At 44.7% G+C, this 12027-nt stretch carries 13 protein-coding genes; 4 read left to right on the plus strand and 9 right to left on the minus strand.

All coding sequences use genetic code 11. The features are described from left to right. Positions 1–23: 23 nt before the first annotated feature. Positions 24–644 carry an NAD(P)-dependent oxidoreductase gene (locus tag AC1DF0_RS03400; RefSeq protein WP_477573067.1) on the minus strand — a complete coding sequence of 207 codons (621 nt, stop codon included), beginning with the start codon at positions 642–644 and terminating at the stop codon, positions 24–26. Positions 645–772: 128 nt separating this feature from the next. Between AC1DF0_RS03400 and AC1DF0_RS03405 the strand changes: the two genes are divergently transcribed. Both AC1DF0_RS03405 and AC1DF0_RS03410 read left to right on the plus strand, forming a co-directional pair. After that, positions 773–1504 (plus strand): barstar family protein, encoded by a 732-nt coding sequence (locus AC1DF0_RS03405; RefSeq protein ID WP_477573068.1) that lies wholly within the window; start codon positions 773–775, stop codon positions 1502–1504. A 107-nt stretch (positions 1505–1611) separates the two neighbouring features. Continuing rightward, positions 1612–1869: a DUF1871 family protein gene (locus AC1DF0_RS03410; RefSeq protein WP_477573069.1), complete on the plus strand. Its 258-nt coding sequence runs from the start codon at positions 1612–1614 to the stop codon at positions 1867–1869. Positions 1870–2288: 419 nt separating this feature from the next. On the opposite strand, the gene AC1DF0_RS03415 is transcribed toward AC1DF0_RS03410, so the two are convergent. Next, positions 2289–2843: a hypothetical protein gene (locus AC1DF0_RS03415; RefSeq protein ID WP_477573070.1), complete on the minus strand. Its 555-nt coding sequence runs from the start codon at positions 2841–2843 to the stop codon at positions 2289–2291. 366 nt (positions 2844–3209) lie between these two features. On the opposite strand from AC1DF0_RS03415, the gene AC1DF0_RS03420 reads away from it, so the two are divergent. Beyond that, positions 3210–4403, plus strand: coding sequence for a winged helix-turn-helix domain-containing protein (locus AC1DF0_RS03420; protein WP_477573071.1), 1194 nt, complete (start codon positions 3210–3212; stop codon positions 4401–4403). Between the two features lie 141 nt (positions 4404–4544). Next, positions 4545–4895: an MmcQ/YjbR family DNA-binding protein gene (locus AC1DF0_RS03425; protein ID WP_477573072.1), complete on the plus strand. Its 351-nt coding sequence runs from the start codon at positions 4545–4547 to the stop codon at positions 4893–4895. 139 nt (positions 4896–5034) lie between these two features. Here the strand turns inward: AC1DF0_RS03425 and AC1DF0_RS03430 are convergent, their stop codons facing one another. The 7 genes from AC1DF0_RS03430 to AC1DF0_RS03460 form a co-directional block, all read right to left on the minus strand. Beyond that, the gene (locus AC1DF0_RS03430; protein ID WP_442052558.1) at positions 5035–5172 is read right to left on the minus strand and encodes a paeninodin family lasso peptide; all 138 of its coding nucleotides are present in this window, start codon (positions 5170–5172) and stop codon (positions 5035–5037) included. A gap of 121 nt (positions 5173–5293) precedes the next feature. Further along, complete coding sequence (locus AC1DF0_RS03435; protein WP_475824064.1) at positions 5294–5431, minus strand: paeninodin family lasso peptide; 138 nt, start codon at positions 5429–5431, stop codon at positions 5294–5296. A gap of 33 nt (positions 5432–5464) precedes the next feature. Continuing rightward, the gene (locus tag AC1DF0_RS03440; protein ID WP_477573073.1) at positions 5465–7387 is read right to left on the minus strand and encodes an asparagine synthase-related protein; all 1923 of its coding nucleotides are present in this window, start codon (positions 7385–7387) and stop codon (positions 5465–5467) included. 168 nt (positions 7388–7555) lie between these two features. Beyond that, positions 7556–7702: a paeninodin family lasso peptide gene (locus AC1DF0_RS03445; RefSeq protein WP_477573074.1), complete on the minus strand. Its 147-nt coding sequence runs from the start codon at positions 7700–7702 to the stop codon at positions 7556–7558. Between the two features lie 27 nt (positions 7703–7729). Continuing rightward, positions 7730–9661 (minus strand): asparagine synthase-related protein, encoded by a 1932-nt coding sequence (locus tag AC1DF0_RS03450; protein WP_477573075.1) that lies wholly within the window; start codon positions 9659–9661, stop codon positions 7730–7732. Positions 9662–9713: 52 nt separating this feature from the next. Continuing rightward, complete coding sequence (locus AC1DF0_RS03455; RefSeq protein WP_477573076.1) at positions 9714–11519, minus strand: ABC transporter ATP-binding protein; 1806 nt, start codon at positions 11517–11519, stop codon at positions 9714–9716. Between the two features lie 21 nt (positions 11520–11540). Next, positions 11541–11963, minus strand: coding sequence for a lasso peptide biosynthesis B2 protein (locus AC1DF0_RS03460; RefSeq protein WP_477573131.1), 423 nt, complete (start codon positions 11961–11963; stop codon positions 11541–11543). Positions 11964–12027: the final 64 nt, after the last annotated feature.

Genomic DNA, 12027 nt, shown 5'->3' on the forward strand with positions numbered 1-12027 from the left:
CCTCTATGGCGATTTCTGCGCGGTTAGTAGGCGATACCCACACGTGATTTTATAAAATCTCTACTTTTTATCTGGCTATATGTAAATTCTGCTGTATCCGACACAGATATTTCAACACCACCTTCCGGCAAAAAATGACGGTCTACACGATATTTACCTACACTTTCTCCATCCGGCAAATACGTAGGACAGACAATAGTCCATTGGAGTGTTGATTGTTTTAGCATATCGTAAACTTTATGATGTTCTTCTGCTGCACGGACTGACTTCCGCTTTGATTCACTTGACTGATAACGCAGTGAATCTGGGGTGGTTCTACTTTGCAGGATCCCAGCAGTTCCTATAGTTATAATTCGTTGTATACCTTCGTTTTGCATTGCTTCGATAATTAGAGGCATACTTTCTGATAGAGTAGTTGTCCCATCCGTATTTAGTGCGCTAATAACTACATCAATCCCATGTGTTGCACGTATGATATCATCTTTATTTAAGACATTACCTTGAATAATCGTTAGATTTCCATTATTTATTTGAATCTTCTCTGGAGTACGAACTAATACAGTAACATGATGGCTGTCATGAAGGGCATAAGTAACTATTTGACCTCCAACTCGTCCAGTTGCACCTAAAATTAAAATATTCATGAGAACCAACCTCCTCTTGTCAATACAAATAGTACTCTATACTTTAAAAGTTATTATCGTCTTTTTCAACTAACTGGCAGTTTAGCATGGTAAGATGGAATTTAAGCAGTTATTAGAGGTGGGATTGTTTGAGCTATAAATTTTCGGTTGTTAACGTTGAAGATGATTCAGTACTGGGTTTCTGTCATAAGGCAGAGATATTAACTTCAAATGAAGAAGGTTATTCAGTCTTGACGTTACATGGCTTTAAATTAACAAAGGACGTTAAGGAGACTTCTACATTGGCCATTTCAAACTTGTATCTCAAATTCCTATCTAAGGAAGGAAAGAGTTTAGGTGGATATTTTTTCGTTCCCAATAAGGATGTTAAGATAAAAACATTGGAGTTTTCCAAGCAAAGTCCAATTGAAATTATAGGTCATTTCCCTGAAAAACCGTTACCTTTCGCTTTTGATATTTGGGGGAAATTACGTGAGAATTCTAACGAACTTAGACAATGGACGGATTTCTCTTTAGAAGAAAAACGAGCATGGTTACAGGTTATACGATTAAGGCGTGTATCTAGTATTGATAGGAATGAACAAGTTATCATAATTGATGGAGAAATTATTCATGATATAGCATCTTTTTATATCGCAATAGGAGAAGCCATAAATGGCCCTTTCGGTTATTTCGGAGCTAGCCTGGATGGACTTGATGATTGTTTGTGTGGAGGGTTCGGATTGATTCCACCGTTCAAATTAGAGTGGAAAGCCTTTAATAAGTCCTTTCGTGAGGGATCAGTAAATCATGATGGATTTGTCCAACAGTTAATTGAAATACTGACAAATAGGAGCTGTGAAATACATTTATCAACTTAAACAAACAGGAGACGATAGTTGAATAATTGAATAGCAGAGTGATTACGTATTTTATTTGGTCGGCTAATACTTCGAATAGAATGAATTTGAAGAATAGGATGGATACAATGATAGATGATAATATTAAGACAGTTGTAACAGAAGCTATTAATTCGTGGAATCCTTACGGTTTGTTGCCGCATGCACCAGATGATGAGTTTGAAAGTGAGATTAAAAAAGTAATTGAAAGTATCGGAGATGCCACCTCTATTAATGAATTAGGTCATCGGATACAAGTGATTTTTGAGAAAAGTTTTGGTGAACCATTTAAAATAGAAAACTGTATAGAGGTTGCCAGGCAGATTTGGTCCAAAGCAAAAAGTTGATTATTAAATCAAAAAACTATTGCGCAGATGGTAGAGGTTTATAAATTTTTATAATGGTTAAACTATAAAAATAACTATCGATTGTGTTTAACTGATATTCATGACTAAACTGTGCAAGTCGGACCGTCTGAAGGTGCTGACAAAGAATATACATTAGATCAACGATAAACAAACCGCCAAGGCATTGTGCCATGGTGGTTTTTCTTATGCCCGTTTCCAACGATCAGGTGGGCAATAAAGAGACTTGCTTTTCGCGGAGTGTCAAACGACAACATCAAGTCGCTTAAACGCAGTTTTTTATTTATTGTATAGAACAAGAACTTCTATACAGCCCCGTGATCCTCAGAAATGCACTTTTAATTAAACTAACTGGCAGTTTAGCGTGACGGATTGAGAATGCTTCCATTTTGTTTTCAAGCTTAACTCTCAGTGTTCACAGAGATCGGAATTTTGATAGAACCTACTCCTATTGACTTCACACCATTTTTCGGATTCGTATCGGAACCTACGGTAACTAAAATGTTGAAGGTTTCCGATGGTAATATTGCTTTTCGATCAGAAACTAGATCAATTATTACCGTTCCAGTTCCTCCGCCTGCCGGTTTTTGCAGCTTTGTTACTCCGACTTCCACCATATTTCTCCATTCATTACCTAGGTTCATATCACTTTCAGAAGCATATGGTTCTAGTGATGTTTTTTGATTATAAGGATAACTACTTAATATATTAGAGATATACCATTTCTTCGGGATGTAAACCGTCATTCCGCCGAAATCTTCGGGATCAATCTCAAACGACGTAACTATTCGTATACGCTCAGCCATTCCTTTGTTGCCCCATACTATGATCGTTCCCTTTACCGATGTGTTTTGATTTGCAGTGTCGGACTTAACGCTAAATTCCTTGGTGACCACAACACCATCATTGACTGCAATGTTATCAGAATGCTTCTCTTGGAAAGGATAACGTTGCACAGACAACACAACTAAAACAGTAGTGAGAGCAACCAAGAAGTATTTAGCAAACGACTTCAGATCAATCCCTCCAATACAATTTCTGCCAAATTTATTATATCATGAATTACACTTATATTTGGACGTATTTGAATAATCCATTCAACTAACTGGGAACTTTAGCTCAATACACAACCTTGATGAAGCTGCCGCGGAAAACGGCAGCTTCATTGCGTTAACTGGAAGCATTTTTCAATAGCTTGTTTTTATGCTCGAAATAATGGTACATTTTATGGGAACATGTGTTTGTTTTTTGTATTTTCCAACGGATAAGGTGAAAAGGCGTGGTTGATATCATTTAAAAAGAGCAAAGGAGCCGATGTATATATGATCCAATTGACGAATCGCCAGGCACGGCAATTTCTGCTATTGAAGCATGGGTTGTTGGGCGAATATCATTTTACCGGAAAGCTGGGTGTATTGGATTTTGTGCGGCAGGTCGGCTGTATTCAATACGATCCCATAGATGTTTGCGGAAAAAACGCCGAACTGGTGTTGCAGTCGCGAATCAAAGGATTTACCAAGAACATGCTCGCCGAGTTGCTCTATGAAGATAGAATTCTTGTCGATTATCCCGATAAGAATTTGGCCATCATCCCTGTCGAGGACTGGCCGTATTTTGAGCGGTACAGGCAGGCCGCAAGACAACATGCCAAGCGCTATCCCGAAATGGAAGTGCTGTTAGAGCAAGTACGAGCTCACATCCAAAATCATGGTGTGCTAAGTTCGGATGATCTAAAATTGGATGGAAATTTCGCTTGGCAATCGGCCATCCACTGGAGCAGCGGAAACAATTCATCCCGGTCGGTGCTAGAGCAGATGTACTCGACAGGCGAGTTGATTATACATCACAAAAAAGGAATGCGTAAATATTATGATGTCGCCGTAAAGTACATTCAGCCAAATCTGCTGAATGCGCCGGAGCCACTGGAGAGCGAGCTTAAGCATCACAAGTGGCGGGTACTGCGTCGAATCGGCGCCGTTGGCCTTTTATGGAATCGCGCATCCGATGCTTGGCTGAACATTTGGGGATTGAAAGCGGAGCAGCGCAACGAGGTTTTCCGCCAACTGTTGCACGAATCTCGCATAGTTGCTGTTGCCGTGGAACAAATGAAGGATATACTTTATTGCCGCAGTGAGGACTTGCCGCTTATTGAAGCCGTTCTGCAAAATCCAGTGCTGAAATGGCGCTGCGAGCTGATTGCCCCACTAGATAATTTCATATGGGACAGAAAACTGATCAAGGAATTGTTTGGATTCGATTACACCTGGGAGATTTACACGCCTGCAATCAAACGGAAATTCGGCTATTATGTGTTGCCTCTATTATACGGAGAAAGTCTCATCGGACGAGCCGAGGTAATCGTGGAGCGAAAAGCCGGGACGCTCGTTGTTAAAAACATCTGGTACGAGAACGACATAAAGCCAACAAAGCAATTGCGAACAGCCTTGAACGATTGTTTTCAAAAATTTGCATTATTCAACGGATGCGAGACGATTTCGACAGAGTCTATGAACTGATATTTAGAGTTACCATTTTATTGTGCTAACGGGCATGATAGTTCCAAATTGGTTAACCTTGGACATCTTGCTTGTCTCGTAAATTAACATTAAATTGAATCTAATACAAAATGAATTCTACCAAAGACAGGAGAAGATCAGATGGAAATAGGAGAATTCGTAGAATACTGCTTGTCTTATCCAGGCTCGTATGAAGATCAACCTTTCGGAGAAGGCTGGACGGCCATTCGCCATAAAGAGAACAAGAAATTATTTGCCTTGATATTCAACCGAGATAAACATCTTTGCGTTAACCTTAAATGTGATCCTGAACGATCCCATTTTCTTCGACAGGCATTTAAGGAAGTTAAGCCGGGGTATCATATGAACAAAGAGCACTGGAATACAGTGATTCTGGACGAAGGACTGTCGGAAGATGATCTTCATGACATGGTAAGGCATAGTTTTGAACTCACAAGGCCTAAACGTAAAACCAAAGAATGTTTTCTTTAGTTTAAGTCTTGATAATTATCAGTCCGACACTTTATTTTCACCGAACATTGGTTGCTCAACACAAAAAGCGCCGTAAAGGCACAGCTAAAGCTGTGTCCTCTACGGCGTCTTCTAGTACTGCAATGGAATACGATAAATCCTAGGAATCATACACGTCAATGTCAACAAGCTTACCGTCAACGTAAGTAAAATCCATTTTCGATACACCGAAGCCTGCCATCGTTTCCGATACTTGCATCACTTCCAGGGATAGTGCTGTCCATTGTTTTTTCTCCATTACACTCCACCTCCTTTCATGTCCGTTTTCTGCCGTTTGAGAACCGATAAGCTATCTAGCAGCACATAAGTATATTTGAGTGAGGCTTTCAGTCTTCTCTGGCCATTAGTGCCGAAGAATACTAAGAATCATAAACATCGAGGTCTACGAGCTTGCCGTCAACGTAAGTATAGTCGATTTTCGATACGCCAAATCCTGCCATTGTTTCGGATACTCCCATCACTTCCAGCGAAAGAGCTGTCCATTGTTTTTTCTCCATACCATCACCTCCTTTCAAGTACCGTTCGAAATGCTAAATCAACCTTTTGAGAAAACGATAGGCAATCAAGCTGCGCATAAGCAGCTTTAAGTGAGGGTCATCAGCCTGCTCGGGCTTAATTCCCGAACTTACCTTGCTCATCGATTCCTTCACCTGCATCACATCCAAGTAGCGGGAAGCCCGCTCATCGCTGCACAGTGTACGAAGCTCTTCTTCTATCGACGGCCACCGGGGAATAATCCGATGCACCCAATCCATGCCTTGAACGCCTCGTGTCCGTTGATTCAATCGAACCTTGTCCGGTAGTATATTGTTGGTTGCTCTTCGGATAAGAGAACGTCCGAAGCCATCCTTCACATATTGCTCCACGGGGATGGACAGGCAAAATTTGATCAGTCGTATATCGCTGGTTGCATCCCGTTCCCATATTCCCAGCCGGTAGGATGATTTGGCCGAAATGGTGCCCTGCATGCTTAAAACCGCCTGATTGCTGAAATAATTCTCGCGTTCCCTCAGCATTTGATACGTTGACTCCCGCAAACCGACATCATACTGCGATAGCTTCTCATATACCCCGGAGCTCCTTGCAAAATCAGCTTGGATGATGGAAGGTACCCCCGGTTGAAACGGAGACCCTTTCTCCGGAAAAACCTGCTGTCTAATCGCGCGAACGATCCGTTTCCGGCCGATGCCCAATTGCTCGCCGTACATCGTAATCTCTCGGTATAATTGGAGCCATTGTAGCTTCTTCACCAGCAAGCTGTAATAACCAACAGCTGAGCCCCAGGATATCGAGTAATTTCCCCGGGCGCCTGTGAGCAAAACACCTACTCCTTGACGCGCCGCTTCCTCATGAATGCCTTTGACCCAGAATGCATTTTCGAAATTTTTGTATGGTCCTTCTAAACTGTCCATCCATTCATCCATCTCCGTAAAAGGACTCATCCCCGGGAAATCTAATAAGTTCGAATTCATATTTCCTACATGATCGACGATGGACTGAATATAAGGACTTTCATCCGCAAACATGCTTCTAGGCGTCCAATCTTTGAAATCCCGTTCGGGAATGTAGCTGTAGGCCTGTAAGCTCTTGCCTTCCTTAGCGAGCATCCTCGCAGCGAACCCTGACACTGAGCCGGAATCAAGTCCCCCGCTAAGGGTGACTCCCACCTGCTTGAAGGTACGCAGTCTGGAGCGAACCGATTCTTGGAAAATTTGCTGAAAGGCCTCCACATATTCGTCATCAGAGCCCAAGGTAAGGCTCTTATCAGGCATTAATGAGCCATACTTTGCAACCGTTAGCTTCCCCTCATGCAAAGTAAACGTGTGTGCCGGAGGCAACTGCAACACATCTGCATAATAGGTCGTATGGACATCGACAGCATCCAAGAGCGTCGGTATCGCCAAAAATTCGGCAAACCTCTCTTCGCATAGTCTCTTATCTATTCCCGTTAGGGAGAATAGCGGATGGATTACACTGCAGAACGAGAATTGATACGAACTGCGGTGATAATACAGGGTCCTGCTGGCCAGCTGATCTCTCGCCCCAAACAGCAGCTTTCTGCTTGCATCCCATATAACGAAAGCGAAGTCTCCAATTAGATAACGCGGCGTCTCCGGACCCCATTTGCGATAAGCCAGCAGGATGAGCTCACTGTCCGTTATCCCGCTTCTTCTATCTCGCTCAATCTCAAGCTGCTCGAACAATTGTCCGCGATTGTCAATGATTGCATCAGCGGTTATAACCAGTCCGGATTGCATATCCCGAAAAGGAAGCTTTTCATTAACCGATTCCGGTGTTATCCATTGGGACCGGCAGCCGAGAAGAGCCGACGTTTCCTCCCAGACTTCAAAGCCATCTCCGGGAAACTGCCGTACGGCCTCCATGAAATTTGCAGCCCCATCAGTTGGATGCAGAGGTCTATCGAATTGTATAACACCCGCTATAACGCTCATGCAATCACACCCTATCGATTTATGATTCATTACACCTATTTCTTCCTTACCCTCTTAACGATAAAGAAAGCTTCCGTGAACTTAAACCTTCTTTATCTTTAAGAAGGCCCCTTATACGTTATAAAAGTATAAGGGCCATGAAAATAATGGGACTAGCAGTAAGTCAACCTAGGAGTCCACCTCATGCGGGTGACCATTATTGTTGCCTTTGCCATTTCTGTCAGGATACACGCCATTTTTCCCACCCATGGTCGCGCTGACATCAAGGAGTTCCAACTTCAGCGGCTGCCATTCTTTCTTCACTTCCTTTGTCATTTGTTTCACCTCCTCTCATGCGTGGCGTTATGAAAATTGTTTTATAAAACGGTAAACAATTAAGCTCTGCATCAATAATCTTACATTCGGATCAAAAGCTAATTCAGGTTTGGGCGAGTTTCCGATTTTCGAAAGCGATTCTTTAATTTGTTTCACATTCAAAAAATACGAAGCCCGGGCATCCAGGCAAAGCTGATGAAGTTCTTCCGTAAAAGCACTCCACGATGGAATCATGCGATGGATCCAGTCCGCCCCCTGCACGCCCCGAACGCGAAGATTGAGCCTGACTTTATCGGGCAAATAATTTTCGGTCGATCTTCGAATTAAAGAACGGTCCATACCCTTTTGAACATATTGTTCTACAGGCACGGATAAACAAAATCGAACCACCCTGGGATCACAGGTCGGATCCCTTTCCCTGACGGCATAGCGTAACGATAATTTCGTTGATGACGTCCCCTGATGGTTTAAGAACGACGAATTTTCGAACTGATAGATTCTTGCCTCAAACTCGTTCATTGAAGAATCGGTTAATCCGACATTATGGTTTTTAAGTTTATCGAAGACTTTGGTTCGTTCCGCTAAATCCGGATTAATTAAAAGCGGGATATCCGGCGAGGGCTTCGAAAAAAAAGTTGGAGCCGGAAATGCCAGTTTGCCGATTATAGGCAGCAGCCTTGATCTCCCGATTCTCATATTTCTGCCATAGAGCTTCAGCTCATGGTAAAAACGCAGCAAACGCAGCTTTCTTAAAAGCTGAGCGTAGTAATCCAGCGCCGGGCCCCACGAGATGGAGTAATTCCCGCTCCCTCCATTCAACAATACTCCGACTCCGTCCTTCTCCGCTTGCTCGAGAATCCCTTTGATCCAGAATGAATTTTCAAAAAACTTATAAGGCGCCTCCATCAGCTCGAGCAGGTCATTCATTTCCTCAAAGGAGTTGCGACCCGGGAAGTCCAAATCGTTGTGCGCGATATTGCCTACATGCTGAACCGTAGCCCCGATATAAGGTCTCTCGTCGGCAAGCAAGCTTTTCGGTGTCCAATCCACAAAATCAGAGGGAGGGACATAACTGTAGGTTTGTAATGTTTTCCCTTCCTGCCGCAACGGGTTTGCGGCAAAGCTTACGACAGCCCCCGAATCCAACCCTCCGCTTAAGCTTGCGCCAACACTCCGGCATGTCCGGAGCTTCGATGTAACGGCTTCCTGAAAGACTTCACGAAATGCTTCTTCGTATTCGCCGTTTGTTTTTAGTTTAAGTTTCCCGCCAGGCGTTATGAATGTCCCGTATTGCTCCAATGCAAGGTTTCCGTCCGCCACCGTAATCGAATGGCCGGGAGGAATTTGATCGATATGATGATAGACCGTGGAGTGAACGTCGATCGTATCCAAAATGATAGGAATCATGAGAAACTCGGTCAGCCATGACTCATTCAGTGCCTTCTTGACTCCGGGAATAGTAAACAGCGGATTTATCACCGTGCAAAAAGCAAACCGTCCTGAATGATGATAATAATACAGCGTTCGATTTCCCGACAGATCACGTGCGCCAAAAAGATGGCGTTTGGGCTCATCCCATATGATGAATGCAAAGTCTCCTATCAGGTATCGCGGAGCTTCCCTCCCCCATTTCAGGTACGCCGCCAAAATAAGCTCGCTGTCCGTCATCTGTTTCCGCCGGAAATGCTCCACCTGCAACCGGTTAAATAATTCCTCCCTGTTGTCAATGATCGCGTCTGCGGTAATGGCGAGCTTATGTTGTTCGTCGTAATAGGGCAGCCGTTCTTTCGTCGATTCGGGTGTGATCCATTGCGCGTGACAACCTAAAAATACGAAACGGTCATGCCAAACCCGCACATCATGGGCAGGGTATTTTTGCAAGGCTTGCATCATATTTTCGATTGTTTCGACAGTTACAGGTTCTTCATTACAATTAAACACACCGGCTATCGCACTCATTATTACTCCAATCTTTTCTAGTTATATTTAATAGCGTCTGGGGGGGACCGAACTAACTGTTAACGCCGGTTTGATAGTTGAGCAGTTGTCTGAACTTTCCTTTGGCCTCTTGAGACAGCTGTTTATAGCCGCCTTGCTGAATAACCTCGCCCTGCTCTATGACAATAACCTGATCCGCATTGCGGATGGTCGACAATCGGTGGGCAATGACGATAATCGTCATGCTTCCCTTAAGGCGGTCAAGCGCCTCCTGAATCAGCCGTTCGTTCTCGCTGTCCAGCGCGCTTGTCGCTTCGTCCAGCACTAGAATGGAGGGACGCTTCAAGATGGCTCTTGCTAGTACAATCCGCTGCCGTTCTCCCCCGGACAACCGGATGCCCCTGTCACCGATGACCGTATCCAAACCTTGCGGCAGCATGCGTACAAATTCATCGGATACGGAAAATTTCAAAGCGTTCCACAGCTCGGTGTCGTCGGCATTAGGGTCAACCAGCTTCAAGTTATCTCGAATGCTTGCATTGAAGAGGAAAGGATCCTGTGCCACATAGCCGATTGCGCTCCGCAGCGAGAGAAGCTGCTTCTCGTCTCTCAGCGTAACGCCGTCAATCAGCACTTGCCCTCTCTCCGGCCCGATAAGCCCCATGAGCATATCAATCAGCGTGCTTTTCCCCGCACCGGACATACCAACGATAGCCGTCATGCGATTCGCAGGAATATAGACGTTGATATCACGCAGAGCGAACACCGGCTCTTTAGGGTCGTACCGGTAATTGACTTGTCTGCATTCGATTCCTTCCTGCAATTGAAATGGCTTTCCCCCGTCCGAAGAGCCCGACAAGATGAGCTCCTTCTCCTGCTCATATTCCTGCTGCAGCTTACGCATGGCTTTGAAAGCAGGCAGATTGGTCGCCAGCTGTTCGATATTCGACTGGATCCCGATAAACCTCGGCCACAGCCGCGAGAAGATGAGAACAACCAGAATCAATTGCTCAGCCGGCGTGTGGAAGACCTCTAAAGCTAAATAGACGAATCCGGCAATAAGCGTTATGGAAGAGATCCGGTAGATGAACTGGGACAAAGAATTGACTCGTACTAATTGGATAACGTTGCTCTCCAGCTCCTTGCTCATGTTGTTGAACCAACCGATATGGGAGCGTTCCAGCCTGTTGCTCTTAATATCCTTGATGCCGTTGAAATGATCGCTTATTCCTGCAAAATAGCTCTGAGACAGCTCTGATGTCTTATCGCCGATATGCCCCGCCTTCTTAATGAACTTCCGCGAGAATAGAGCGAGTATTCCGCCGCTTATAAGCACGACCGTCGTTAACAACGGGGACAGCCAGAAGGCCAGACCGATTTGAATAACCGTAAAAATAATGGCCGTGACCATCTGCAGGAAGAGGGAAGTGCCGTAGCTGACCCGTCCGAGCTCGTTCACCATGACGTGATGAAAATCCGACTTCCGCTTGCGGAGGAAGAACTCCCATTTCGCCCCAAGCAGCCCCTGATACGTTTCCGTCCGGAGCGAACGGACGAAGCCTTGCAGAATCCGTGAGTTCAACACCATCTGGCTTCGCTGAAGCAATGCTTGTCCCCCTACGATCATCACGTAGATCGCTAGTACGACCGGCAAGTTTAACTCAATCGACGATGACTCGATGAATGCGAATAAGGAAGAGACAAGCGGCACTTCATCCATATTCATTTGAAATACGCCTATAATGCTAAGCATAGGAACGATCATATAGATTCCGATGCCGTCCAGACAGCTGATAACGAATGTAGTGAACATGTTGAGGTACAGACGGAATCCTGAGACCTGGCGCATTTTTCGTATAAAATAGAATAAATCCTTCATTAGAAAAACCCCTAATGCGGATTATCGCTCAATTGGCGACAGAACCGCGGCTTCTGTGTGATTCCCGAACACGGCAACGACAGCATACCGTTCCAGTCTTTCATTGCCGGTTACATAATACGAACCGCTGCGCAGCCAAGCGTGAGCAATCATCTTCCCCGTCTCATCCCTGCCGCTGCCCAGATAGAGCGTACTTGCGATTCCTCTTCGCCGCAGCATCTTCATCGCCGCGACAGCCTTGACCATGCACTGACTTTCCCACCATGTGACGCGGCTCATCGCATGAACGGCCTTGGATACCTTGCGATGGATGAGATCCTGACCCATCGTGCTCGTATACGGTGTCTCCCTCATATGCTCGCCAAGAGAAGGAGCTACTTTGGCGAATGGCAGCAGCTTAAGCACCCTCGCCAAAGCTAAGTAAAAATAAGCCTCCGCATACATCCGCTTCAAGTCTGCGGGATAAGCTATAAATCTCTTACCTTTTCTTATCGCTTTCCTATACAAG

It is taken from the genome of Paenibacillus sp. 05T425, from assembly GCF_056396205.1.